Annotated in this window: 23 protein-coding genes and 2 tRNA genes; 13 read left to right on the top strand and 12 right to left on the bottom strand. The window is 65.7% G+C overall.

The window, feature by feature from the left end; genetic code table 11:
* The first annotated feature begins 46 nt into the window (after positions 1–46).
* Positions 47–1111, top strand: coding sequence for a PA0069 family radical SAM protein (locus HNP47_RS05495; RefSeq protein ID WP_184278650.1), 1065 nt, complete (start codon positions 47–49; stop codon positions 1109–1111).
* Here HNP47_RS05495 and HNP47_RS05500 read toward each other — a convergent pair.
* Together HNP47_RS05500 and HNP47_RS05505 are read right to left on the bottom strand one after the other, a co-directional pair.
* Positions 1108–1509, bottom strand: a complete 402-nt coding sequence (locus HNP47_RS05500; protein ID WP_184278651.1) for a hypothetical protein — start codon at positions 1507–1509, stop codon at positions 1108–1110. The genes HNP47_RS05495 and HNP47_RS05500 overlap by 4 nt on opposite strands.
* Positions 1506–2750, bottom strand: coding sequence for a class I SAM-dependent RNA methyltransferase (locus HNP47_RS05505; RefSeq protein ID WP_184278652.1), 1245 nt, complete (start codon positions 2748–2750; stop codon positions 1506–1508). The genes HNP47_RS05500 and HNP47_RS05505 overlap by 4 nt, the downstream gene beginning before the upstream one ends.
* A gap of 194 nt (positions 2751–2944) precedes the next feature.
* On the opposite strand from HNP47_RS05505, the gene HNP47_RS05510 reads away from it, so the two are divergent.
* Positions 2945–3607: a glycine zipper 2TM domain-containing protein gene (locus HNP47_RS05510; protein WP_184278653.1), complete on the top strand. Its 663-nt coding sequence runs from the start codon at positions 2945–2947 to the stop codon at positions 3605–3607.
* 160 nt (positions 3608–3767) lie between these two features.
* Here the strand turns inward: HNP47_RS05510 and HNP47_RS05515 are convergent, their stop codons facing one another.
* From HNP47_RS05515 to HNP47_RS05535, 5 genes are all read right to left on the bottom strand, one after another.
* Positions 3768–4478 (bottom strand): TlyA family RNA methyltransferase, encoded by a 711-nt coding sequence (locus HNP47_RS05515; protein WP_260394608.1) that lies wholly within the window; start codon positions 4476–4478, stop codon positions 3768–3770.
* Positions 4479–4638: 160 nt separating this feature from the next.
* Positions 4639–7368: a valine--tRNA ligase gene (locus tag HNP47_RS05520; protein ID WP_184278655.1), complete on the bottom strand. Its 2730-nt coding sequence runs from the start codon at positions 7366–7368 to the stop codon at positions 4639–4641.
* Between the two features lie 119 nt (positions 7369–7487).
* Positions 7488–8081 (bottom strand): DUF2497 domain-containing protein, encoded by a 594-nt coding sequence (locus HNP47_RS05525; RefSeq protein WP_184278656.1) that lies wholly within the window; start codon positions 8079–8081, stop codon positions 7488–7490.
* Positions 8082–8210: 129 nt separating this feature from the next.
* Positions 8211–9746 carry a TolC family outer membrane protein gene (locus HNP47_RS05530; protein ID WP_184278657.1) on the bottom strand — a complete coding sequence of 512 codons (1536 nt, stop codon included), beginning with the start codon at positions 9744–9746 and terminating at the stop codon, positions 8211–8213.
* A gap of 140 nt (positions 9747–9886) precedes the next feature.
* Entirely contained in the window at positions 9887–10516 is a 630-nt protein-coding gene (locus tag HNP47_RS05535) for a protein-L-isoaspartate O-methyltransferase (protein ID WP_184278658.1), read from the bottom strand.
* Positions 10517–10650: 134 nt separating this feature from the next.
* On the opposite strand from HNP47_RS05535, the gene HNP47_RS05540 reads away from it, so the two are divergent.
* Positions 10651–10724, top strand: a tRNA-Cys gene (locus HNP47_RS05540).
* 48 nt (positions 10725–10772) lie between these two features.
* On the opposite strand, the gene HNP47_RS05545 is transcribed toward HNP47_RS05540, so the two are convergent.
* The gene (locus HNP47_RS05545; protein WP_221414916.1) at positions 10773–11606 is read right to left on the bottom strand and encodes an RNA methyltransferase; all 834 of its coding nucleotides are present in this window, start codon (positions 11604–11606) and stop codon (positions 10773–10775) included.
* Between the two features lie 44 nt (positions 11607–11650).
* Between HNP47_RS05545 and HNP47_RS05550 the strand changes: the two genes are divergently transcribed.
* The 7 genes from HNP47_RS05550 to mnhG all read left to right on the top strand — a co-directional run bounded on the left by HNP47_RS05550 (position 11651) and on the right by mnhG (position 17896).
* A tRNA-Asn gene (locus tag HNP47_RS05550) sits at positions 11651–11725 on the top strand.
* 218 nt (positions 11726–11943) lie between these two features.
* A complete protein-coding gene (locus HNP47_RS05555) occupies positions 11944–14862 on the top strand; it encodes a monovalent cation/H+ antiporter subunit A (protein WP_184278659.1) in 2919 nt (972 codons plus the stop codon).
* Positions 14862–15203, top strand: a complete 342-nt coding sequence (locus HNP47_RS05560) for a Na+/H+ antiporter subunit C (protein ID WP_184279114.1) — start codon at positions 14862–14864, stop codon at positions 15201–15203. Before HNP47_RS05555 ends, HNP47_RS05560 begins: the two co-directional genes overlap by 1 nt.
* Positions 15200–16795 carry a monovalent cation/H+ antiporter subunit D gene (locus HNP47_RS05565; RefSeq protein ID WP_184278660.1) on the top strand — a complete coding sequence of 532 codons (1596 nt, stop codon included), beginning with the start codon at positions 15200–15202 and terminating at the stop codon, positions 16793–16795. The genes HNP47_RS05560 and HNP47_RS05565 overlap by 4 nt, the downstream gene beginning before the upstream one ends.
* Positions 16792–17280, top strand: a complete 489-nt coding sequence (locus tag HNP47_RS05570) for a Na+/H+ antiporter subunit E (RefSeq protein WP_184278661.1) — start codon at positions 16792–16794, stop codon at positions 17278–17280. The genes HNP47_RS05565 and HNP47_RS05570 overlap by 4 nt, the downstream gene beginning before the upstream one ends.
* The gene (locus tag HNP47_RS05575; protein ID WP_045810222.1) at positions 17277–17558 is read left to right on the top strand and encodes a K+/H+ antiporter subunit F; all 282 of its coding nucleotides are present in this window, start codon (positions 17277–17279) and stop codon (positions 17556–17558) included. Before HNP47_RS05570 ends, HNP47_RS05575 begins: the two co-directional genes overlap by 4 nt.
* On the top strand, positions 17555–17896 hold the full coding sequence (gene mnhG / locus HNP47_RS05580; protein ID WP_184278662.1) for a monovalent cation/H(+) antiporter subunit G: 342 nt from the start codon (positions 17555–17557) through the stop codon (positions 17894–17896). Before HNP47_RS05575 ends, mnhG begins: the two co-directional genes overlap by 4 nt.
* Positions 17897–18012: 116 nt before the next feature.
* On the opposite strand, the gene HNP47_RS05585 is transcribed toward mnhG, so the two are convergent.
* Complete coding sequence (locus tag HNP47_RS05585) at positions 18013–18735, bottom strand: hypothetical protein (protein WP_221414918.1); 723 nt, start codon at positions 18733–18735, stop codon at positions 18013–18015.
* A gap of 111 nt (positions 18736–18846) precedes the next feature.
* Here HNP47_RS05585 and HNP47_RS05590 point away from each other — a divergent pair, with 111 nt between their 5' ends.
* Both HNP47_RS05590 and HNP47_RS05595 read left to right on the top strand, forming a co-directional pair.
* A complete protein-coding gene (locus HNP47_RS05590) occupies positions 18847–19452 on the top strand; it encodes a TIGR00730 family Rossman fold protein (protein ID WP_184278663.1) in 606 nt (201 codons plus the stop codon).
* A 105-nt stretch (positions 19453–19557) separates the two neighbouring features.
* Positions 19558–19851 carry a CC_3452 family protein gene (locus HNP47_RS05595; protein ID WP_184278664.1) on the top strand — a complete coding sequence of 98 codons (294 nt, stop codon included), beginning with the start codon at positions 19558–19560 and terminating at the stop codon, positions 19849–19851.
* Positions 19852–19866: 15 nt separating this feature from the next.
* Here HNP47_RS05595 and gltX read toward each other — a convergent pair whose 3' ends face one another.
* From gltX to HNP47_RS05610, 3 genes are all read right to left on the bottom strand, one after another.
* Positions 19867–21201: a glutamate--tRNA ligase gene (gltX, locus tag HNP47_RS05600; RefSeq protein WP_184278665.1), complete on the bottom strand. Its 1335-nt coding sequence runs from the start codon at positions 21199–21201 to the stop codon at positions 19867–19869.
* 76 nt (positions 21202–21277) lie between these two features.
* Entirely contained in the window at positions 21278–21712 is a 435-nt protein-coding gene (gene dksA / locus HNP47_RS05605; protein ID WP_017504616.1) for an RNA polymerase-binding protein DksA, read from the bottom strand.
* Between the two features lie 179 nt (positions 21713–21891).
* A complete protein-coding gene (locus HNP47_RS05610) occupies positions 21892–22317 on the bottom strand; it encodes a flagellar assembly protein FliX (protein WP_184278666.1) in 426 nt (141 codons plus the stop codon).
* A gap of 183 nt (positions 22318–22500) precedes the next feature.
* Here HNP47_RS05610 and HNP47_RS05615 point away from each other — a divergent pair, with 183 nt between their 5' ends.
* A complete protein-coding gene (locus HNP47_RS05615) occupies positions 22501–23622 on the top strand; it encodes a flagellar basal body P-ring protein FlgI (protein ID WP_091747795.1) in 1122 nt (373 codons plus the stop codon).
* Positions 23623–23624 lie beyond the last annotated feature (2 nt).

The following is a 23624-nucleotide window of genomic DNA, read 5'->3' on the forward strand; positions in this document are numbered from 1 at the left end:
ACAAATGTTCTTGCTTTGTTCCGATTGATGTCGCATCGTCCTTCCCATGGAAACCGCCAAGGGAAGAGGCGCGCGTTCGAATGCCAGCGGCCGCTACGAGCCTGAGCAGCACCAGTCGTTCGATGACGGCTGGACGCAAGACGACGCCGAGGCCGCGCCGCTGCGCACCACCCTCACCCCTGAACACGCCCGCACCATCATCGCCCGGAACGATAGTCCGGACATCGGCTTCGACCGCTCCATCAACCCGTACAAAGGTTGCGAACATGGCTGCATCTACTGCTACGCCCGTCCGTCCCATGCCTGGATGGGCCTATCCCCGGGCCTGGATTTCGAGAGCCGGATCTTCTTCAAGCCCCAGGCCGCAAGTCTGCTGGAACAGGCGTTCCTCGCACCCCGATACCGATGCAAGCGCATCCACATAGGCGGCAACACCGACCCCTATCAGCCGGTTGAACGTGATCTGAAGTCGACGCGCGCGATCCTGGAGGTCATGGAGCGCTTCAACCACCCGTTCAGCATCATCACCAAGTCGGTGTTGATCGCGCGCGATGCCGACATTCTGGGCCCGATGGGCAAGGCGGGGCTGGCCTCGGCCTTCGTTTCCATCACCACATTGGACCGTGGGCTGGCGCGGGCGATGGAGCCGCGCGCCTCGACCCCCGCCAAGCGGCTGGAGGCGATCAGCCGCCTGGCGGACGCCGGTTGTCCCGTCGGGATCGGTTTCGCCCCCGTCATTCCCGGTCTGAACGACCACGAACTGGAAGCCATACTGGAAGCCGCCGCCAAGGCCGGGGCGACGCGGGCCATGTATGTCACCCTGCGTCTGCCGCTTGAGATCAAGGATCTGTTTCGGGAATGGCTAGCCGACGCTCGCCCGGATCGCGCCGCCCGTGTCATGTCCCTGATCCGCCAGACACGCGGCGGCAAGGATTATGACGCTGACTGTTCCCAGCGCATGAAGGGAACCGGCCCTGTCGCAGAACTGATCGGAACGCGGTTCAAGGCCGCCGTCAAACGCTACGGCCTCGACACGCCACACCGCTTGCTGGATGAAACCCAGTTTTGCGTGCCGGCAGACGCTCAGCCGCAGCTGGAGTTGTTCGGTTAGTCGTCCGCCGCCGATGGATCGATGGCGCGCGTGACCAGATCGCGCCAGGTGGGGTCGGTGTCATCGACCAGATCGACATCTTCCATCAGGGCCACCGCCCCCTCGCCGTCCGGCAGGATCAGGCCCAGGATTTCCATCTCCTCACCATCGCCGCCGAGATGGCTTTCGGCCTGAACGGCCACCGCCGCCTGTTCGCCGTCCTCTTCCCACCAGATGACCGGCTGAGGCAGGTCCATGATTATGGGACGCGGATCGTCGGTCTCGCCCAAGGCGAACACGGCACGTCGCGCCTGAACGTCGTCCAGCGTAGCCACAGCGCCAGTAAACGGCTTCAGCCGCGTCCAGTCGTCGGCGTCGAAACCGCCGCCGTCCTCTTCATTCGTGTCGTCCGAGGTCATCGTTTGAAAACCCCCACCAGTTCGACGTGCGAGGACCACAGGAACTGATCCACCGGCGTCACCGTCTCCAGCCGGAAACCGGCGTCGATCAGCACCCGCGCATCACGCGCAAAGGTCTGAGGATTGCACGACACGCCCACGACGACGCCGGCCTTGGTGTCCGCGATCTGAGCCGTCTGGTCGATCGCGCCCGCCCGCGGCGGGTCGAACACGATGGCGTCGCAACCCTTCAGGTCATAAGGATTCATCGGCCGACGAAACAGATCGCGCGCCTCCGCCGTGATGGCCTTCATCCCTTTCGCTGAGCCCACTGCGGCCTTCAGCGCATCGATACCCGGCTTGGATGCGTCCGCTGCGATCACCGGCGCCACAGTCGCCAACGGGAAGGTGAAGGTCCCCGCGCCGCAGAACAGATCGGCGATCTTCTTGGCGCCCTTCACAGCCGCCAGCGCGCGAGAGACCATCGCCGCCTCGGCTTGGGGCACCGCCTGCAGGAAGCCGCCCGCCGGCAGGGCCACGGTCGCAGGACCGAACCCTACCTTGGGCTGGCGCGCCATCACCAGGGTGTCGCCCGCCAGGCTGAGTCGCGCCAGATCGGCCCGGTGCGCCGCCTGAATGGCCTGCATCTGAGCGTCGGCCGACAGGCCGCCGCCAGAGCGCCGTTCGACCCCGGTCACATCGACGTCCAGCCCCGACAGGGTCCAGGTGACGTGCAGGGTCGGGGCGGATTTCGGATGTTCGAAAAAGCCGGCCGCGACCTGGGTCAGCGCCGGAATGGCCGCCACGATGCGGGGATCGGCGACCGGACAGGCCTTCACCTCGACCAGCCGCCACGAGCGGCGCGCCTTGAAGCCCAGAACGACCCGTCCATCCTGGGTGCGACGGGCATGAAGAGCCAGGCGGCGACGGCTGGCCGGCGGGGTCGCCACCGTCGCCTCGATCTCGGTCTCGATCCGCTCGCGCGCCAAGGCCAGACGCACCTGTTCCCGCTTCCAGTCCAGATACGGCCCCTCGGACCAATGCTGAAGCGAGCAACCGCCACAGTCGCCATACTGGGGCGAGACCGGTGCGATCCGGTCGGGGCTGGGCGTGACGATCTCGACCTCTTCCAGCCGCCCGTCCACGACGACGCCGCGCACTGTTTCGCCGGGCAAGGTCAGGCCGGCGAACACCGGGCCGGACGGCGTCTGGGCGACGCCGTCGCCCTGGCCGCCGACGCGGTCGATGGTGAAGATATCCATCGGCGGGCTTCTAGACGGGCGTCCCCTTTCGCTCAAGCCACGGGCTGCAACAGCGGAGCGGCTGAACATGAACGAAGATGAACGAACCGATCAATTGCCGTTCAGCTTCGCCGTCGTAAATCCCATTGCAACGAGACACGAGGCTTTGCCGTTAACGTTTGACGGAAATCGTTCGGTCCTCAGAGGGTTGGAAAATGCGTCTCACGAAAACATCGATCGCCGCCGTCGCCGCCCTGGCGTTCGGCGTCACGGCCGCCCCGCTTACGGCGTCGGCCCAGAACTATTACGGCAACGGCTACAGCCAGAACTACGGCACCGGCGCCTACAGCCGCTCGTATGATTACAATAGCGGCCGTTATTACGATCCTTGCGCTCGTGAGCGCCAAGGTCGCACTGGTGCCGGCGCGGTGATCGGTGGCGGCGCGGGCGCCGTCATCGGTTCGCAGCTCGCCGCTCGCGGTCGACGCACCGAAGGCAGCATCCTGGGCGGCGTGCTCGGCGCTGTCGTCGGGTCTCAGGTCGGTCGGTCCAGCTCGGACGCCTGCCGCAGCTATCAAAGCAGCTATGGCTCGAACGGCTACTACGCCCAAGGCTACAGCCAGCCGAGCTACGGCTATTATGATGATCGTTACACCGGCGACGAAGGCTATCGCTACGACGACTATGATCGTCGCAACGACTACGCCTACAGCCGTGGCGGCTACTACGATGACCGCTCGCGCCCGGTCGACTCCTATCAGAATTCAGACGGATGCCGTCTGGCCGAAAGCCAGATCCGTCTGCCGGATGGTCGCACGGACACCCGCTACGTCCGCACCTGCCCCGACCAGTACGGCCGCTATCGCGTCGTCGATTAATTTTCAGCCCCCCTGTCGATCGACGACGTGACGGAGCCGCCGGAGGAGCAATCCTCCGGCGGTTTCTCTTTGTTTGTGGGGCTATCGGCCTTTGGCCTACTTGAGCCCGTTTTGGGCCATCGGCCGTTGGGCCACTTGAGCCCTTTTTGGGGTTACGGCCCTAGCCCGGCTTCTTGGCCCACAGCAGGAACTCGACATTGCCGTCGCCGCCGGTGATCGGGCTTTCCGTCGTCGCCAGCACCGCCCAGCCCAGCGCTTCCAGCCAGTCGCGCACGCGCTCGACAGCGGCCGCATGCGCCGCCGCATCCTTGATCACGCCCTTCTTGCCGCCGCCCGGGCCATCGGCCTCGAACTGCGGCTTGACCAACGTCACCAGATCCGCGCCAGGCGTCGCCAGATCGAGTGCGACCGGAAGCACCTTGATCAGGCTGATGAAACTGGCGTCGCAGACGACCAGTGAGGGCGGCTGGGGGATCAGATCGACTGTAAGGTCCCGCGCATCTGTACGCTCCAGATTGACCACGCGTGGATCGGACGACACCCGTGCATGCATCTGGCCAAAGCCGACATCGACGGCGAACACCTTGGACGAGCCGCGGTTCAGCAAAACCTCGGTAAAGCCGCCGGTCGATGCCCCGACATCCAGCGCCACCCTGCCCTCCACAAGGACGGGCCACAGGGTCAGCGCGTGGTCCAGCTTCAGCGCCCCGCGCCCGACCCAAGGGTGGGCGGGTTGGGCCTCGATCTCGGCATCCTCGGCGATATGTTCGGACGGCTTGACGATCAGACGACCGTCCGCCTTGACGCGCCCCGCCTCGATGGCGGCGCGTGCGCGGGCGCGGGTGTCGAACAGACCTCTGGCGACGAGCATCTGGTCGGCTCGCCCCCTCATTTCCGCTCATCCCCGCGAAAGCGGGGACCTAGTTCTTTCGCTAAGCACGCGCCTTGGATCACGCACGTCGAGATCGACCCTACGCCGGATCGCCCAAAGCCCTGGGTCCCCGCTTTCGCGGGGATGAGCGGAGGGAGGGTCATCCGATCTCGCTGAGACGCGCCAGCGCCGCCTGCAGCTTGACCTTGCCCGCCTCGGCCTCTGCCAGCTTGGCGCGCTGTTCGTCGACGACTTCCGGCGCGGCGCGAGACACGAAGTTGGGGTTGCCCAGCTTCTTGTTCACATGGCCGATATCGCTGTCGAAGGCGGCGATTTCCTTCTCCAGGCGCGCCCGTTCGGCGGTCAGATCGATGATGCCCGCCAAGGACAAGGCGATGGTCGAGCCGCCGGACACGAAGGTCACAGCCCCTGTCGGCGCCGCGTCCGCCGAGCCGACCTTGGACACACGGCCCAGGGTCAGGATCAGATCGCGGTGACGGGCGATCCGCTCGGCCGTCACGTCGTCAGGCGCGACAAAGGCCAGCGGCGGCTTGGCCGACGGCGGCACGTTCATTTCGGCGCGCAGACCGCGAATCTCACCGACCAGATCGACCAGCCAGCCGATTTCGGCTTCAGCCGAGGCGTCGATGAAGGCGTCCGGCAGAACCGGCCACTCAGCGCCGATCAGCAAGCCGTCGCGCGCCGGGCCTTCCTTGCCCAGCTCGGCCCACAGTTCCTCGGTGATGAAGGGCATGACCGGGTGCAGCAGCTTGAGCGTCTGGTCCAGCGTCCAGGCCGTCATCGCCCGCGTCTCGGCCTTGGCGGCTTCATCGGCGCCCTGGAACACCGGTTTGGCCAGTTCCAGATACCAGTCGCAGAACACATTCCAGACGAAGCGATACAGGGCGCCCGCCGCATCGTCGAACCGGCCGCCTTCGATGGCTTCGGACACGCCGCGTTCGGCCTTGGTCAGCTCGCCGCGGATCCAGCGGTTGATCGTTTGATCAACGGTCGCCGGATCGAATCCCTCGACGCGGCGCGCCTCGTTCATCTGGCTGAAGCGCGCGGCGTTCCACAGCTTGGTGCCGAAGTTGCGATAACCCTCGATCCGCTGCTTCGACAGTTTGATGTCGCGGGTGCCCGACAGGATCGCCATCGTGAAGCGCAACGGATCGGCGCCCAGCTCGTCGATGATGCCCAGGGGATCGATGACGTTCCCCTTGGATTTGCTCATCTTCTGACCCTTCTCGTCGCGGACCAGGCCATTGATGATGACGCGCTTGAACGGCACCTCGCTCATGAAGTGCTGTCCCATCATCATCATCCGGGCGACCCAGAAGAAGATGATGTCCGCCGCCGTGACCAGGTCGCTGGTCGGATAGAACCGCTCCAGATCCTCGGTCTTCTCGGGCCAACCCATGGTCGAGAACGGCCACAGGGCCGAGGAGAACCAGGTGTCGAGAACGTCCTCGTCCCGGGTCAGGGCGACCTCGGAATCGTAATCCGCCATCGCCTGTTCGCGGGCGTCCTCTTCCGTTTCAGCGACATAGATTTCGCCGTTCGGGCCGTACCAAGCCGGGATGCGGTGGCCCCACCACAGCTGGCGCGAGATGCACCAGGGCTCGATGTTGCGCAGCCATTCGAAATAGATCTTCTCATAGGACTTCGGCTCAAACACCATATCGCCCTGCTCCACCGCCTTCAGCGCGGGCTGGGCCAGGACCTTGGCGTCGACGTACCACTGGTCCGTCAGCCACGGCTCGATGACCACGCCGGAACGGTCGCCGTGCGGCACGACGTGTTTGGTCTTTTCGATCTCGCGCAGCCAGCCCTCTTCCTCGGCGCGGGCGACGATGGCCTTGCGCGCAGCGAAGCGGTCTTGACCGACATAGTCCGCAGGCACGTCGGTCGTATCGACGTCGGTGATGCGTCCGAAAGCGTCGAGGATATTCAGCGACGGCAGGCCCGACCGCTTGCCCACGCCGAAGTCATTAAAATCATGCGCCGGCGTGATCTTCACCGCGCCCGAACCCTTGGTCGGATCGGCATAGTCGTCAGCGACGATGGGGATGCGACGGCCGGTGATCGGCAGGGTCACGAACTTGCCGACCAGGCCGGCATAGCGTTCGTCATCCGGATGCACCGCCACGCCGGTGTCGCCCAGCATGGTCTCGGGCCGGGTCGTGGCGACGACGATGAAGTCGCGCGTCTCGAACTCGGTCGCCGTGCCGTCCTCGTCGAAGGTGACCGGATGCTGATAGGTGACGCCATCGGCCAGCGGATAGGCGAAATGCCAGTAGGCGCCGTCGACTTCGCGCTGTTCGACCTCCAGGTCCGAGATGGCGGTCTGGAAATGCGGGTCCCAGTTCACCAGGCGCTTGTCGCGATAGATCAGGCCTTCCTTATGCAGTTGCACGAAGACCTTGCGAACGGCGGCGTTCAGCCCCTCGTCCAAGGTGAACCGCTCGCGCGACCAGTCGCACGAGGCCCCGAGGCGGCGCAGCTGACGCACGATGGTCCCGCCGCTTTCGGCCTTCCATTCCCAGATCTTCTCGATGAAGGCGTCGCGGCCCATATCGCGGCGCCCCACATTGCCGGCGGCGGCCAGCTGACGCTCGACCACCATCTGGGTGGCGATGCCGGCGTGATCTGTGCCAGGCAGCCACAGCACCGCCTTGCCCTTCATCCGGTGATAGCGGGCCAAGATGTCCTGCAGCGTGTTGTTCAGGGCATGGCCGATATGCAGGCTGCCCGTCACGTTCGGCGGCGGAATGACGATCGAATAAGCCTCGGCGGCGCCGTCGGTGCGGGGCGCGAACAGGCCGCTCTCTTCCCACTGGGCGTAAAGGCGGGGCTCGGCGGCCTGGGGTTCGAAGGTCTTCTTAAGCATCGTCATTCTTTTTTGCTAACGCTCCGCGCGCGGCGCGTCGCTACATGAGCATATCGAAATGCGAAAGGGCGGCCCCTTCAGGAGCCGCCCCTCGGATTAGTCTGGGCTGAAGCGAAGGGCTAGGCGCTGCGCGCGATGCGTTCGACTTCCTTTTGTACCGCCGCCTGGACAATGCCGGGCAGGTTGTTGTCCAGCCAGTCCTTCAGCAGCGGACGCAGCATCTCGGCGACCATGGCCTCGACCGTGTTGCCGCTGACAAAGGGCAGGTCGCCCGTGGCCGACGGAGCCGGCTCAGGCTTCTTGAAGCTGGCGGCCAGGCCCGCAAAGGCCGAGGCCGCGCTGGCGGCGGCGCTGTCGCCGACCAGGGTGTCATAGGCCGGGGCCGGCTCGGGAGCCGATTCGTAGGCCGGCGCGGGTTCAGGCTCGGGCTGATAGGGCGCAGGCGAATGCTCGACCACGTCCAGATCACCGATTGTCTCGGCCGGCGCCTCATAGCGGTCGGTCAGTTCCAGCACGTCGTCTTCGACGGCGGCAGTTTCCGGCGCAGGCTCCACCGGAGCGGCGAAGACGGTTTCAGCCGCGATCGGCTCTGGCGCCGGCTCGGGCGCAGCTTCAGGCGTTGTTTCGGCCGGGGCCTCGTCTTCGGAGATGATCCGGCGAATCGACGCCAGAATCTCCTCCATGGTCGGTTCCTGGGCGGACTGATCGGTCATGGCGCAACCTTGGGCGAGGCCTGGTAGAAGGGGTGGGCGCCGAACGATGGATCGCTCGAAACCTGTGCCTTGTCGTCGCATCTTCGCCCGTCGGAATCAACGGGCGGTTTCCGTCCGTATTCGACGCGGTCAGTTCTGCGGCGCCGTGCGCACGACCTCGCCCTTGAGCTGAGCGTCGATCGGCGCGTCGGCGGTGTCCGGCGTGGTGACGATCGGCGGCGAGGCCACGCGGTCCAGCGTTTCGATCACACCATCCCACGGCAGCCCGCCGCGTCCCTTGACCCGGTCGTAGTTCGTCGCGGGATCATAGGCCTCGATCGTCGGGTTCAGCGCCGGGCCTTCCAGCTGGCCCATGGCGGCCAGCAGCGAGGCGCGGGCGACGTATTCGGCAGCGCGGGCGCTGGCGACCGAAGTCTGGGCGTTGCGCAAGGCCAGTTCCTGATTGAGCACATCCAGCGTGGTGCGCAGACCGACCTGGGCTTCCTGGCGCACGCCTTCGGCAGCGACCGATGCGGCGCGAACCGCTTCCGTGCCGGCCGCGACCGTGGCGCGGGTCGACAGCACTTGGGCGTAGGCCGAGCTGACGTTCTGAAGAACGGTGCGGCGCTCGCCCTCGATGCCTATCTGAGCCGCGTTGGCGCGTTCCAGCGCCTGGGCGACGCGCGAGCGGTTCAGGCCGCCGGTGAACAGCGGCACGGACAGGGTGGCGCCGGCCGTGAAGCTGCGGCGATCGGCCAGTTCACCGAGGTCGCCCAGATCGTTGGTCGATCCACCATAGGAGGCGGTAGCGCGCACCGACGGCAGATATTCCGAACGGGCGGCGGCGACGGCCGCCTCGGCGCTTTGCAACTGATAGGTCGCGGCCAGGACGGCGGGGTTGCGCTGCAACGCCATCTCGATGGCGACGTCGAAGTCGCTGGGAACCTCCGGCAGGACCGGCGCAGCTTCCAGATCGGCCGGCGATTGGCCGACGACGGCGGCATAGGCGGCGCGCGACGTGGACAACTGGGCCTGGGCGTTCGCCAGGTCGGCTTCGGACTGCGCCTGCGAAGCTTCGGCCTGTGCCACGTCGGTACGGGTGATCTCACCGACCTCGAAGCGGGCGCTGGTTTCCTCCAGCTGGCGTTGCAGCACCGTCAGATTCTCCTGGCGGATACGCAGAATTTCCATGTCGCGAGTGACGTTCACATAGGCCTGGATCACGGACAGCATGACCGACTGTTCGATGTCTCGCAGGTTTTCACGACCGGCCAGGACGCTGGCGCGGGCCTGGTCGATGGCGCGCGAAGTGCGACCGGCGGTCCAGACATTCTGGCTCACGCTGACGCCGACGTTGGCGCCTTCGGCTTCGGACGACGAGGTCGTGACCTGGGTGTCGGGTATGCCGTCGCCGTTCGTGTCGACGAACTGGGTCACGGCGGGGAAGTCGTTGCGAGTATAGTCCACGCCGGCCGAGGCGCCGATGGTCGGGCGCAGACCCGACCGCGCCTGGACCACCGTCTCGTCCAGCGCACGCTGGTTGGCGCGCTGGGCCAGCAGATTGGGATTGGTCCGATAGGCCAGGGCGATGGCGTCCTGCAGCGTCTCGGCCCAGGCCGGCGCGCCCAGACCGGTCATCACGGCGACCACAGCGGCCGAAGCCAGCACACGCGAGCGTTTCAACATTGTCCGTCCTTACGTGACGCTCTGAAGAACGCCCGAATGTTTTCTCAAGCGTAACTGCGGCCTGACCGAACCACACGCCAGTTAAGTTTTCTTCACGGTTGCGAACGGGATTTCCGTCGCAACCGCGCGTCTCTTTGGTCTTACAGCGCGAAAGTGGGGGCCGGCTTCAGCTCGGCAAGGACCGCAGGCGACGAATCAAACAGTTCGCGGCGCGACAGCCCTTCGCGCGTCTGAACAAACAGGGCCGCCTTGCCGATGGCGCCGCGACGTTCAACGACGACGATACGGCCGCCAGGACGCAGGGCCGCGCCCCACGATTCGGGCAGGCTCTCGACGCCGCCTTCGGAAATAATCAGGTCCCATCCTTCGCCGGTCGGTTGACCCAGCGGCGCGACGACGGTCGCCACGCCCGCGTCCGATAGGGCCTCGCCGACTACGGCGAACACGGCGTCGTCCGATTCCTGAGCCGTGACGCTGACGCCCATATGGGCCAGCAGGGCGGCGGCATAGGGCGCGGCAATGGCCAGGGCCTTCTCGCCTTCGCGTGCATCGGCGGCTTGCAACAGCTTGGCGACGTCGCGCGCCGGCATCAGGCGGCGCTCGCCCGCGATCACCACCGATTCTTCGGAATAGGCGGCGAAGGCGCGATCAGGCGCGCAGAACTTTTCACGCGGCACGGCCATCATGGCCAGGTGAATCGCGCGATCCGTCACGTCGTTCACCCGCACCTGCGAGTCGACCATGGCCTTGCGCTCTGCGGTGAAATCCATCTGTAGGCAGCCTTCAACGATAATCCGGGAGGAAATCTCGCGCGCTTATAGGTCCGTGCGTTGCAGCGGACAATCCGATCTGATAGCGAACGCCCCTCGCGATGACCGCCCCCGAGAAATCGGGGACAAAAAGCGGCCTGATGGCGGAGTGGTGACGCAGAGGACTGCAAATCCTTGCACCCGGGTTCGATTCCCGGTCAGGCCTCCATCGCGAAGATACGGACGAAGGCCGCCCCTCGGGGCGGCCTTCGCGTTTTCAGCTTCCAGCAAGCGCCGTCGTCGTCAGATGATGAAGCGCAACCGCACTGGTCGCCGCGACATTCAGCGAATCGAACCCGCCCGCCATAGCGATGCCGATCGGCCGGCAACGGTCGATCAAATCCTTCGGCAGCCCCGGACCCTCGGACCCCAGCAGCAAAGCGGCCGGTCCGGGGCGCCTGTAGTCCGAAAGCCGCTCGGTCGCCGAAGGCGTCAACGCCAACACCTCGACGCCGGCCCGCTGCAGAGCCTCGATAATGTCCGTCGCGCCGCCGACGACAAACGGCGTGCGCAGCACCGCGCCGACCGAAACGCGAATCGCCTTGCGGTAAAAGGGGTCGCAGCAGGTCGGATCAAGCAGCACCGCCCTGGCGCCGAACGCGGCGGCGTTCCTGAACAGGCCGCCGACATTGTCGTGGTTGCCGATCCCGCTGGCCACGACGAACACGTCCAGTGGCTCGATATCCTCCACCACTTTGTCCAGCGACAGCGGCTCGGGCTTTTGGCCCAAGGCCAAAATGCCCCGGTGCAGTTCGAAACCCGCGATCCGGTCCAGCACGGCCTGGCCTGCGACATAGACGGGCGTCGCGGGCGGCAGAGACGTTATGACATCGCCCAAGGCCGCAACGCGCTTTTCCGCCAGCAGCAGCGACAGCGGCTGGCAGCGCGACGCCGCCGACGCCAGTCCACGCACCACCACCTCCCCTTCTGCGATGAACTGGCCTTGGCGGCCCGTCAGATCGCGCTCGCGGATATCGCGATAGGCCGCAACACGCGGGTCGTCGGGATCGTCGATAAATATCGTTTCGATTGGCTCGTTTTCCCATTGCAAGATCGGAACGGCCGCTGCTATACGCCCGCCTCCCGAGCAGATGTTCCGCAGTAGCTCAGTGGTAGAGCAGCCGACTGTTAATCGGCTGGTCGTAGGTTCGAATCCTACCTGCGGAGCCACTCGGGGTAAAGACTGAGGCCAGACAAGGCGTTAGGTCGGAAACTTCCCGTAAAATCTGATCCTTTCGCACGACGACCGAGCTGTTGGGCGCGGATGTGGCGCGCTCTGCTGTCGCTTTGACGCACCCCGCCCCTGTCCGTAGATCAAAGCGAACCTTGCCCAACCTTGAGCGTTGGCAAAGCTATCCCTCACGAGCCAGGAGAGACGCCCCGCCTCGATGTCCATCAGCTTCCTTCTCGTCGTCATCCTAGTCCTGCCGTTCCTTGGCGCCATCGTCGCGTCCGGATTGCCGCGTCACGCACGCACCTCCGCCGCCATCCTGTCGTGGGTCGTGGCCTTGGTCAGCCTGGGGTGTCTGGCTGCGCTATGGCCGATGTTCCAGGACGGTGAGACGCTGCGCTACGAAATCCCGTGGCTGCCGTCGCTAGGCGTCAATCTGGTGCTGCGACTGGACGGACTGTCGTGGCTGTTCAGCGCCCTGATCCTCGGGATCGGCGCCTTGGTGGTGCTATACGCCCGCTACTACATGTCGCCGAAGGACCCAGTCCCGCGGTTCTTCTCCTTCCTGCTGGCCTTCATGGGCGCGATGCAGGGCGTGGTGCTGTCGGGCAATCTGATCCAGCTGGTCGTCTTCTGGGAGCTGACCAGCCTCTTTTCCTTCCTGTTGATTGGCTATTGGCACCAAAACCCCGCCGCGCGCGAAGGATCGCGCATGGCGCTGACGGTGACGGCCATGGGCGGCATCGCTCTGCTGGTCGGGATGATCCTGATCGGGCGGATCGTCGGCAGCTATGACCTCGATGTCGTCTTGGCGTCACGCGACGCGATCCAGACGAGCCCGCTGTATCTGCCCGCGCTGATCCTGCTGCTGCTCGGTGCGATGACCAAGAGCGCGCAGTTTCCGTTCCACTTCTGGCTGCCCCGCGCCATGGCCGCGCCGACACCGGTCAGCGCCTATCTGCACTCCGCGACCATGGTGAAGGCCGGGATATTCCTGCTGATCCGCTTCTGGCCCGTTCTGGCGGGCTCCGAAAGCTGGTATCTGATCGTTGGCGGCATGGGTCTGGCGACTCTGCTGCTCGGCGCCTGGTGCGCCATCTTCCAGCATGATCTCAAAGGCCTGCTGGCCTATTCGACGATCAGCCATCTGGGCTTGATCGTGCTGCTGCTGGGACTAGGCAGTCCGCTGGCCTGCATCGCGGCCATTTTCCACACGGTGAACCACGCCACCTTCAAGGCGTCGCTCTTCATGGCCGCCGGCATCATCGACCACGAGGCCGGCACGCGGGATATGCGCAAGCTGAGCGGTCTGTTCCGCTTCATGCCCTTCACGGCGACCCTCGCCATGGTGGCTGCAGCCGCGATGGCGGGCGTGCCGCTGCTGAACGGCTTTCTGTCCAAGGAGATGTTCCTGGCCGAGGCGGTGGCCAGCGCCCATACGCACGGCCTGAACATGCTGCTGCCCGCCCTGGCCACATTGGCCAGCGCCTTCAGCGTTCTGTATTCACTGCGGTTTATTCACGCGACCTTCTTTGGCCCTGCTCCGACAGAGTTGGACCGCATCCCGCACGAGCCGCCCGCCTGGATGCGTCGCCCCGTTGAGGTGCTGGTCGCACTGTGTCTGGTCGTCGGAATCTTTCCGGCTGTGACGGTGGGGCCGTTCCTGAAGAGCGCCGCCGTTTCGGTGCTGGGCTTTGATCTGCCCTATTACAGTCTGGCCCTGTGGCACGGGTTCAACCTGCCGCTGGTGCTGAGCCTCATCGCCCTCGCGGGCGGCGTGGGCCTCTATGTCGTTTTCGGTAAACGCATCAACGCCAACCCGCGCGGCGGACCATGGGGCTGGAAACGTCTGAACGGCGGCTGGTTGTTTGAGCGAACCATGACCGGCCTTTTCAAAGGGTCGGAGGCGACGGTTCGCCTGTTCGGGGCCACACGACAACAGCCACAGCTACGGGCCATCGTCTTGGTGGCCCTGCTGGCAGGCGGGCTGGCGGCTATCGGCGCCGGATTGGTGATCCGCCCGATCATGCCGACATTGACCCTGTCCAACTGGGCCTTCGCGGGTCTGTGGCTAGTCGGCGCCAGTTGTGCGGTCGCGGCGGCATGGCAGGCGAAATATCACCGGCTGGCCGCCGTGGTTCTGATGGGCGGCGCCGGTCTGGCCAGTTGCCTGTCCTTCGTCTGGCTGTCGGCGCCGGATCTGGCCGTGACCCAACTCCTGGTCGAGGTCGTGACCACCGTCCTGCTGCTGCTGGGTCTGCGTTGGCTGCCGAAACGGCTGGAGACCATTCGCCTGCCACAGACCATGGAGAAACGGTCTCGCCGCCGTCGCCGTATCGACCTGATCATCGCCGGCGCCGTCGGCGCGTCCTTGGCGGCCATTTCCTACGCCATCATGACGCGCCCATCGATCGAGGGGATTTCGCGCTTCTTCGTCGAGCACGCCTACAAGGACGCGGGCGGGCGCAACGTCGTCAACGTCATCCTGGTCGACTTCCGCGCCTTCGACACCTTCGGCGAGATCACGGTTCTGGGCATCGTCGGCCTGACGATCTTCGCCCTGCTGCGCCGCTTCCGTCCCGCCGACGACACCCTGTCCAATCCCAGCCAGCAGAACGTGCAGGACGCCTCCGACCGCGATCACGAGACGCGATCAGAGGGCGACACGCTGAAGGAGACCATGCTGATCCCCCGCGTGGTGATGCGCTGGATCTTCCCCTTCATCATCCTGTTAGCGGTTCACCTGTTCCTGCGCGGTCATGACCTGCCGGGCGGCGGTTTCGCGGCGGGCGTGGCCCTGTCGATCGCCTTCATCCTGCAATATATGGCCTCGGGCGCCCGGTGGGTCGAAGAGCGGCTGGCGATCCGGCCCGTCTTCTGGATCGGAGCCGGCCTGGTGATCGCCGCCCTCAGTGGGATTGGATCGGGGTTGTTCGGCTATCCCTTCCTGACCTCCTGGTTCCAGTATGCCGACCTGCCGATCCTGGGTCGCGCGCCCTTGGCCAGCGCTGTGCTGTTCGACCTGGGCGTGGTCGTTCTGGTGGTCGGCGCCACGGTCCTGACGCTTGTCGCCCTGGCGCACCAGTCGCTGCGCAAGCCCAAACAAAGAGACGCCGAAGAAGGAGAACCATCATGATGGAGCTGGTTCTCGCCCTCGCCATCGGCGTGCTGTCGGCCTCGGGCGCCTGGTTGCTGCTGCGCCCGCGTACCTTCCAGGTGATCATGGGGCTGTCGCTGCTGTCCTATGCGGTCAATATCTTCATCTTCGCCATGGGACGGCTGAGGTCGGGCGCGCCGCCCGTGCTTGCGGGCGAGGTCTCCGATCCCGCACGCTACACCGACCCGACGCCGCAGGCGCTGGTCCTGACCGCGATCGTGATCAGCTTCGCCCTGACGGCGCTGTTCCTGGTCGTCATTCTGGCCGCGCGCGGCATCACCGGCAGCGACCATGTCGATGGCAAGGAGCCGGACGCATGATCGACTGGGACGCCCATCTGATCATCGGCCCCATCGTCCTGCCGATGATCATCGCCTCGGCCATGCTGCTGCTGGACGAGCGCCGCCGAACGCTGAAGGCGGCGCTTAGCTTGAGCGCTATGGCCGCTATTCTGATCATGGCCCTGGTTCTGCTGCACGAGAGCGCAAACGGCGCCGTGGGCGGCGGTGATACTGCGCGCGTCTATCGCCTGGGATCTTGGGCTGCGCCCTACGGCATCGTCCTGGTGGCCGACCGCCTGTCGACGATGATGGTCGCGCTGACCAGCGTTCTGGGTGGATGCGCTCTGATCTTCGCCCTGGCGCGATGGGACCGGGCAGGGCCGCGCTTCCACGCCCTGTTCCTGCTTCTGATCATGGGCGTGAACGGCGCCCTGCTGACCGGCGACCTGTTCAACCTGTTCGTCTTTTTCGAGATCATGCTGGCCGCCTCCTACGGACTGGCCCTGCATGGTTCGGGCGAGGCGCGGGTACGGGCGGGCGTGATCTATATCGCTGTCAATCTGACCGCATCCTTGCTGTTCCTGATCGGCGTCAGCTTGATCTACGGAGTGACCGGAACGCTGAACATGGCGGATGTTGCGACGCGGGTTGCGACCGTCACAGCGGATGACCTGGGACTGTTTCATATCGGAGCGGCGGTGCTGGGCACGGCCTTTCTGATCAAGTGCGCCATGTGGCCCTTGGGCTTCTGGCTGACCCCGACCTATTCGGCGGCCAGCGCGCCGGCGGCGGCGGTCTTCGCCATCCTGTCCAAGGTCGGGGTCTATGTGGTCATCCGCCTAAGCCTGCTACTGTTCGGCGCTGATGCTGGCGCGTCCGCCGGATTTGGCCTGACCTGGCTGTTCGTCGGCGGACTGGCGACCATAGCGTTCGGCACATTCGGCCTGATCGCCTCTCGCGATCTGTCGCGCGCCGCGGGGTTCGGCGTGATGATCTCGTCTGGCACTGTTTTGGCGATCCTGGGCGTCGGCGACGCGGCCGCGCTCAGCGGCGCGCTCTTTTACCTGATCGGCTCCACGCTGGCCTGCGCAGCCCTGTTTTTGCTGGCCGAGATCCTCCAGCGCGGACGTGAGGCCGACGTCGGCGAGGCGCGCGCTGTTTTCGATGATGAATATCGCGATCCGTTCGACGACGAGGAACGCAACGAGCCAGGCCTGGTGATTCCGGCGGCTGTCGCAGCCCTGGGCGGGGCTTTTCTGATCTGCACCTTGATGGTCGCCGGCCTGCCGCCCTTGGCCGGCTTCGTCGGAAAACTGTCGATGATCAGCGCCCTGGTCGGCGTCGGCGACGCGGCGGCCTGGACGCTGGTCGCCGTACTTTCCGTGTCCAGCCTCGGCGCCTTGATCGGCCTGACCCGCCTCGGGGTCAGCGCGATCTGGACGCGCGACGAGGATGCGCCGGCTTTCGTCGTGGGTGCTGCCGAGCTCACAGCGGTTGCCGCCCTGCTTGGCGCCTGCGTGTTTCTGGCCATCTTCGCTGGCTCCGCCCTGATCTACACCGACCACACGGCGGCCTGGCTGGCTGAACCGCAAGGCTACATCCACGCGGTCTTGGGCGGGGGCGGTCGATGAGACGCATCCTCCCCTACCCCGTCCTGTCGCTAGCCCTGTTCGTCGCCTCGATCCTGCTCAGCGCCTCGGTCGCGCCGCCGTCTCTGGCGCTCGCGGTGCTGCTGGCCCTGCTGGCGCCGATCATCATGTTGGCGCTGGGCGTGGATCGCGTGCGGGTGAAGTCGCCGATCGCCATAATGCGCCTCGCCATTGACGTCGTCGGAGACATCGTCCGCTCCAACTGGGCGGTGTCGCACATCATTCTGGGGCGGCGACGGCATGAGCGCACATCCGGCTTCATCCACATCCCGCTGGACCTGCGCGACCGATATGGTCTGGCGGTCCTGGCCATCATCATCACCTCGACGCCCGGCACCCTGTGGGTCGAGTACGAAGCCGCGACCGGCCGTCTGCTGCTGCACATTCTGGATCTGGTGGATGAGGAGACCTGGGTGCGGCTGATCAAGGATCGCTACGAACGCCGGCTGATGGAGATTTTCGAATGACGGCGGCGGTGCTGACCTGGGGCCTGGGTCTGGCCCAACTGATGCTGATCTGCGCAATGGGCCTGGCGGCATGGCGGATCATTCACGGTCCGCGCGCCCAGGATCGCGTCCTGGGCATGGACACCCTTTATCTGAACGGCATGCTGCTGGTGGTGGTGTTCGGCATTCGCACCAACAGCCAGCTGTATTTCGAGGCCGCCCTGGTGATCGGCATGTTGGGCTTCGCCGCCACTGTGGCCCTGGCGAAGTTTCTGATGCGCGGCGAGGTGATCGAATGATCGAGGCTGACGTTCCCGCATGGGCCGCCATTATCGTCGTCGCCCTAGCCGTCATCGGCTCGACCCTCTCCCTGCTGGGCGCGGTTGGGCTGGTTCGGCTGAAAACTTTCTATGAGCGCGTCCACGCCCCGACGCTTGGAGCCACGCTAGGCATGGCGCTGATCCTGCTGGCCTCAATCGTCTGGTTCACGACCGTCGAGCGGCGTTTCATGCCGCGCGAACTCCTGATCGGCCTGTTCCTGACGGTCACGACGCCGGTCACCCTGATCCTGTTGGCCCGCGCCGCCCTGTTCCGCGATCGCACCGAGGGCGCCAAAAACACGCCGAGGAAGGGCTGATCGACCGGCAAAAAAGAAGCCCGGCGGGGGAGCCGGGCTGCAAGCAGGTTCGGTGATGGTGTCCCTGAGGACGGCCCATTCCTTAACCGAAATGGTTTCCAGATCGTTAAACGCCTTCAGTCCGGCAGCCATGTCGTCTGACGTCCCGCTGGCTCGACAGGCCGAGTGATCCGCCAGCCTGCTCCCGCCCGCTCGACGACGAAGCTCCCAGCCGCGCCCGGGCCCGGATAGTCGAAGCGCTTTCCATTCACCGTGATCGTCGCCGCACCCGACTGTCCGATAACGGCCCGCCAGCGGCCGCGCCCGATCGCCATCGGCGCCATATCTGCGCCGTTGATATTGACCGAGGGAGCCGCCCCATTCGTCCGGCCTGACGCCATCAGAGTCGCACCGTCCGAATCCACCGCATCCAGCCCCTCGCCGCCATCGAGCCGGACAGTCGGCTGGCCTGCTGCAATCAGGGCGACGGGACCCGCCCCGCCCTGGATCACCACCAAGGTCTCGGGCGAGACGGCGGCGTCCTCGCCCACCTGCACCTCAGGCGTGAAACGCACATCGCCGCTCAAAGGCGGCAGTCGCAGTTCGAAACGCCCCGCGCCGTCCGCCGTCGTCGCCACTGCCGCAGCGTCCGGCGCACGCAGCACGACACGCGCATTGGCCCCCGCCCCGCCGCGCAGCACCAGAACGCCGCCTTCGCGCATCACGCCATCAATCTGGGGCGGGCGAACCCAGGGCGAGGCCTCGTCGGCCCCAGTCGGCCCCGCCACGCCGCCCTGCTGATCGGAACAGGCTGTGGCAGCCAGGACCGCGACACACGCGACCATCATCCGACGTTTCATCCTGCGCCTCTACGATATAGGACTGGCGACCCAGCGGCTTGAGCCTGTGTTAGCTTGAGCGCCGTCGGTTTGGCCATGGCCAGGCCGCCTATTCGTTTTGTTCGAGGCTCCATGTCCCTACCCCCCGTTTCGTTCCTGCCGTTCGACGGGTCTTCCGTCTGCCTGTTCTGCGGCGCTTCCGAGACCGCCGATCCTTCCTATACCGAGGCGGCCTACGCCTTCGGCAAGGCGGCGGCTGAGGCCGGCTGGCGGCTGGTCTATGGAGGCGGCGGCGTGGGTCTGATGGGTGCCTCGGCGCGCGGCGCGCATGAGGCGGGCGGCCGCGTTGTCGGCATCATGCCGGCCTTCCTGCGCAGCCGCGAACGCCTGTTCGACGAGGTCGAAACGGTCGTCGTCACTTCGATGCACGAACGCAAACAACTGATGTACGACCAGTCCGACGCCTTCGTGGTCGCGCCCGGCGGCATCGGCACCCTGGAAGAGGTCGTGGAGTTGCTGTCCTGGAAGCGGCTGGACCTGCACCACAAGCCGGTCGTCTTCCTGAACCTGAACGGCTTCTGGAACGGCTTCTTCGACCTGATGAAACACAGCGTTGCAGAAGGAATGACGCCGCCGTCGTTCCTGGACGCCTGGACCGTCGCCGAAACCGTCGAGGAGGCGATGGCGCAGGTTCAGGCCGGCGGCGATGCACCGCACTTGAAACATGATCATCGATAAGTGATCAACGCTCATAATCCGCTGCGCGCGTCTTGACAGTTTTTATGGAAAACTGACATGGGAGCGCAGCGGCATGACGCCGTTCTTCAATTCGGAGAGTTTTCAATGCGCGTTCTGCTGATCGCCGCCGCCCTGTTCGCCGCTGCCCCTGCGGTCGCCCAAGCCCCCGCCGCCACCAGCCTGACGCTAGCCGACGCCGCCAAGGCGCCCGCACGCGCCACCATCATCGACGGTGCTCGTTGGTCCTGCGAAGGCGCGACCTGCACCGCTGCAGGCGGCACGGAACAGCCCGCGACGCGCGCCTGCCGCCGCGTTGTTCAGAAGTTCGGTCCCGTGACCGCCTTCTCGTACAAGGGTGTCGCCCTGAGCGCCGACGAACTGGCTGTCTGCAACGCCTAGAATGCGTAAGGCGGCTTAGGCCGCCTCGCCTCTCAGACGCCGCTGGATGGTTTCGCGACCGATCAGCGGCGCCATGGCCGCCATGTCCGGCCCGTGCTGCTGCCCCGTCAGCGCCAGACGCAGCGGCATGAACAGCGCCTTGCCCTTGGCGCCCGTCTCGGCCTTGACGGCCGAGGTCCACGCGGACCAGGCGTTCTCGTCGATCACTTCCGGCAGCAGACGCAGCGCTGTTTCAATGAAGGTCGCATCTTCGATCACCGGTTGGATCGGACCACGGACGATCTGCGCCATGTCCGCGACGTCGGCGAACTTTGTCAGATTGCCCCGAACCGTATTCCAGAAGGTTTCACCCAGATCGGCGCCGAGAGCCTGAAGACGCGGCTGCGCCGTCGCATAGTCCATGACGTGCAGCGCCTGGGCGTTCAGCCGGTCCAGATCGGCCGTATCGTAACGCGCCGGCGAACGGCCCATCTTAGAGAAGGCGAAGCTCTGACCCAGAGCCTCGACCGAGGCGCCGACTTCCAGGGGATCGGAGGTGCCGATCCGGCCGAGGTGGCTGGTGATTGCGATCGGCTCATAGCCTTGGTCGCGCATGTCGCTGATCGACAGCGATCCCAGACGCTTGGACAGGGCCGCGCCGTCGGCGCCGACCAGCAACGGCATGTGGGCGAACCCCGGAACTGTCGCGCCCAGCGCTTCGAAGATTTCGATCTGCGCCCCGGTGTTGGTGACGTGATCCTCGCCCCGGATGATGTGCGTGATGGCCATGTCGATGTCATCGACCACCGACGGCAGGGTATAGAGGAACAGGCCGTCCTCGCGGATCAGCACCGGGTCCGACATCGAGGCGGTGTCCACCTCCGCATGACCGCGCGCCAAGTCTTCCCAGGCGACGCGCTTGCCGTCCAGTTTGAAGCGCCAATGGGGGCGACGCCCTTCGGCTTCGTAGGCGGCCTTCTGCTCTTCGGTCAGTTCCAGCGCCGCGCGGTCATAGATCGGCGGCAGGCCGCGCGACAGTTGCACCTTGCGGCGACGGTCGAGCTCGTCGGCGGTCTCATAGGCGGGATAAAGCCGCCCCGACGCCTTCAGCCTGGCGGCCGCTTCTTCGTAGCGATCGAACCGCTTCGACTGATTATAGCGCTCGTCCCAAGGCATCCCCAGCCAGGTCAGGTCGTCTTCGATTCCCTGTTCGAACTCGGGCGTGGAGCGCGCCAGATCGGTGTCGTCGATGCGCAGGACGAACGATCCGCCCTGCCCCTTGGCGAACATCCAGTTCACCAAGGCGGTGCGGACATTGCCGACGTGCAGCTTACCCGTGGGCGACGGGGCGAAACGAACCTTGACGGACATGGATAGACGACCTCGAAAGCGAGGCGGCTAGGTCGCCCCGCAACCCGGCGAAGTCAAGGCGCGTAAGGCTTAAACCTCAGTCGTCGCGGTGGACGCGTTCGCGGCGTTCGTGGCGTTCCTGGGCTTCGACCGACAGGGTCGCCGTCGGACGGGCTTCCAGACGACCCAGGCTGATGGGTTCGCCCGTGTCCTCGCAGTAGCCGTAGGAGCCGTCCTCGATCCGGCGCAGCGCGTCGTCGATCTTGGAGATCAACTTGCGTTGGCGGTCGCGGGTGCGCAACTCCAGCGCGCGATCCGATTCCGAAGACGCCCGGTCCACCAGATCGGGGTGGTTCTCGGTCTCGGCCTTCAGATTGACGACCGTGCCCTTGGACTCGCGAAGGATCTCATCCTTCCAGGCCAGCAGCTTCTTCTTGAAATAGGCTTGCTGCCGTTCGTTCATGAACGGCTCGCTGTCAGACGGCCGATACGGGCCGGTTTCGTCGGACACAACGGACGCCAAGGCGCTCATCGATCTCACGCTCTCTAACACGCCCCCCTGTGGCGTAGATGGCCGTATAGTCAGCCCGTCGAGTCGCGGCAACGCGGTTCTCGATTCCGTGATGAAAATAGGGCGACTAACCGCCTGACAGTGGCAAAAGTCACTCACTGCCGAAGCTTAGCCGCCTGATGTCAGACGATTATTTCGTATCAGGGGCGGTTGCGGCGCATTTCCGCCTTCGCCAGTTCGACTGAGGCGCGCAGGTCGATCTGATCCAGCAGGGCGCCCAGGTCCTTGTCGTCGTCATCGGTGCGCTCTTCGCGCAGGCTCCGCGCCAGACGATCCAGAGCGCCTTCGTCGACGTCGCCGTTCAGCAGGGCCAGCTTGATTTCATCAAGGCGATCCAGAAGACCGCTGCCGCGCCGGATCGCGCGACGTCGCTTTTCCAGCGGCCCCTCAACCCCTTGAAGGGCCATCAGGGCCGAGACGTCAGAGACCCCGCCCGTCGCTGCGCTGGCGGTCATTGCAGCGGGCGCGGACGCACCCGCAGTCTGCCCCAGCGAAAAGCCGCTGGCGGATCGCGTCGGACGTGTGCTGGCAGGCGTGCTGACGCCGTTGGGGCCGACAACCTTCATGTGCAGGTGCTCCGCGTCATGAAACCATGGATGACGGGCGGCGATGACCGTTTGGTTAACGCCCCGGCAAATCCTGCCGCTTCTCTGCCCGTCGAAGGCCGACCAACATTGATTTCACGTCGTTAATTCTCCGGCATGATCCTCGCAATGATGGCGGCCTAACGTTGCGTGGACGCCTGACCGATGCAAAATCTGCTTGCCCGCCTGATCGCCTCCGTCGCCGCGACGCTCGTCGTCGCCGGCGGCGCGACCTCGGCGCTGGCCCAGTCGCAGTCGCGCATCAAGGACATCGCAGCCGTCGAGGGCGTGCGCGGCAACCAGTTGGTTGGCTACGGCATGGTCATGGGGCTGAACGGCACGGGCGATTCCTTGCGCAACTGCCCCTTCACCCGTCAGTCGCTGGAAGGCATGACGGAGCGACTGGGCGTCAACATTCGCGGGGCCAACGCCAACACCAAGAATATGGCCGCCGTCATGGTCACGGCCGACCTGCCGGCCTTCGCCACGCCCGGCTCGCGCATCGACGTGTCGGTGGCCTCCATGTGCGACGCCAAGAGCTTGCTGGGCGGTTCGCTGGTTGTCACCAGCCTGCAAGGCGCAGACGGTCAGGTCTATGCGGTGGCGCAAGGCTCGGTCCAGACCGGAGCCGTCTCGGCGTCGGGCGGGTCAGGGTCGTCGGTGACGCGCGGCGTGCCGACCGCCGGCCGCATCGCCTCGGGCGCCCTGGTCGAGCGCGAGACGGGTTTCCAGATGGCCAATATGAACGAGGTGCGCCTGAACCTGCGCAACCCCGACTTCACCACCGCCCAGCGCGTCGCCGCCGTCGTCAACGCCGCCTATCCGGGGTCGGCCCTGGCCGAGAACGGCACGGTCGTCGCCCTCCGCGCGCCCGGTGAACTGGGCATGGCGGGCTTCATCAGCCGGATCGAAAACCTGGCCGTCAGCGTCGATACGCCTGCCAAAGTCATCATCGACGAGGTCAACGGCGTCATCGTCATGGGCGACGCCGTGCGCATCTCTCGCGTCGCCATCGCCCAAGGCAACCTGACCATATCGGTGGACGAACAGCCGCAGGTCAGTCAGCCGGCGCCGTTCAGTCGGGGCCAGACCGCCGTCGTGCCCTCGACCCAAGTGAACGTCGAAGAGGATCTGGGCACCCAGATGCGACTGGTCGGCGGTGGCGCCAACCTGTCCACCCTGGTCAACGGCCTGAATGCCCTGGGCGTCAGCCCGCGCGACATGATCAGCATCCTGCAGGCCATCAAGGCCGCCGGCGCCCTGCAGGCCGACATCGAGGTGATGTGAGC

Origin of the sequence: Brevundimonas vesicularis (assembly GCF_014204545.1) — a bacterium.
Lineage (GTDB): Bacteria > Pseudomonadota > Alphaproteobacteria > Caulobacterales > Caulobacteraceae > Brevundimonas > Brevundimonas vesicularis_B.

Excerpts from the sequence above, each read along its gene's own strand:
- HNP47_RS05495 (WP_184278650.1), top strand. The coding sequence starts at position 47 with ATGGAAACCGCCAAGGGAAGAGGCGCGCGTTCGAATGCCAGCGGCCGC.
- HNP47_RS05500 (WP_184278651.1), bottom strand. The coding sequence starts at position 1,509 with ATGACCTCGGACGACACGAATGAAGAGGACGGCGGCGGTTTCGACGCC.
- HNP47_RS05505 (WP_184278652.1), bottom strand. The coding sequence starts at position 2,750 with ATGGATATCTTCACCATCGACCGCGTCGGCGGCCAGGGCGACGGCGTC.
- HNP47_RS05510 (WP_184278653.1), top strand. The coding sequence starts at position 2,945 with ATGCGTCTCACGAAAACATCGATCGCCGCCGTCGCCGCCCTGGCGTTC.
- HNP47_RS05515 (WP_260394608.1), bottom strand. The coding sequence starts at position 4,478 with ATGCTCGTCGCCAGAGGTCTGTTCGACACCCGCGCCCGCGCACGCGCC.
- HNP47_RS05520 (WP_184278655.1), bottom strand. The coding sequence starts at position 7,368 with ATGCTTAAGAAGACCTTCGAACCCCAGGCCGCCGAGCCCCGCCTTTAC.
- HNP47_RS05525 (WP_184278656.1), bottom strand. The coding sequence starts at position 8,081 with ATGACCGATCAGTCCGCCCAGGAACCGACCATGGAGGAGATTCTGGCG.
- HNP47_RS05530 (WP_184278657.1), bottom strand. The coding sequence starts at position 9,746 with ATGTTGAAACGCTCGCGTGTGCTGGCTTCGGCCGCTGTGGTCGCCGTG.
- HNP47_RS05535 (WP_184278658.1), bottom strand. The coding sequence starts at position 10,516 with ATGGATTTCACCGCAGAGCGCAAGGCCATGGTCGACTCGCAGGTGCGG.
- HNP47_RS05555 (WP_184278659.1), top strand. The coding sequence starts at position 11,944 with ATGTCCATCAGCTTCCTTCTCGTCGTCATCCTAGTCCTGCCGTTCCTT.
- HNP47_RS05560 (WP_184279114.1), top strand. The coding sequence starts at position 14,862 with ATGGAGCTGGTTCTCGCCCTCGCCATCGGCGTGCTGTCGGCCTCGGGC.
- HNP47_RS05565 (WP_184278660.1), top strand. The coding sequence starts at position 15,200 with ATGATCGACTGGGACGCCCATCTGATCATCGGCCCCATCGTCCTGCCG.
- HNP47_RS05570 (WP_184278661.1), top strand. The coding sequence starts at position 16,792 with ATGAGACGCATCCTCCCCTACCCCGTCCTGTCGCTAGCCCTGTTCGTC.
- HNP47_RS05575 (WP_045810222.1), top strand. The coding sequence starts at position 17,277 with ATGACGGCGGCGGTGCTGACCTGGGGCCTGGGTCTGGCCCAACTGATG.
- mnhG (WP_184278662.1), top strand. The coding sequence starts at position 17,555 with ATGATCGAGGCTGACGTTCCCGCATGGGCCGCCATTATCGTCGTCGCC.
- HNP47_RS05585 (WP_221414918.1), bottom strand. The coding sequence starts at position 18,735 with ATGAAACGTCGGATGATGGTCGCGTGTGTCGCGGTCCTGGCTGCCACA.
- HNP47_RS05590 (WP_184278663.1), top strand. The coding sequence starts at position 18,847 with ATGTCCCTACCCCCCGTTTCGTTCCTGCCGTTCGACGGGTCTTCCGTC.
- HNP47_RS05595 (WP_184278664.1), top strand. The coding sequence starts at position 19,558 with ATGCGCGTTCTGCTGATCGCCGCCGCCCTGTTCGCCGCTGCCCCTGCG.
- gltX (WP_184278665.1), bottom strand. The coding sequence starts at position 21,201 with ATGTCCGTCAAGGTTCGTTTCGCCCCGTCGCCCACGGGTAAGCTGCAC.
- dksA (WP_017504616.1), bottom strand. The coding sequence starts at position 21,712 with ATGAGCGCCTTGGCGTCCGTTGTGTCCGACGAAACCGGCCCGTATCGG.
- HNP47_RS05610 (WP_184278666.1), bottom strand. The coding sequence starts at position 22,317 with ATGAAGGTTGTCGGCCCCAACGGCGTCAGCACGCCTGCCAGCACACGT.
- HNP47_RS05615 (WP_091747795.1), top strand. The coding sequence starts at position 22,501 with ATGCAAAATCTGCTTGCCCGCCTGATCGCCTCCGTCGCCGCGACGCTC.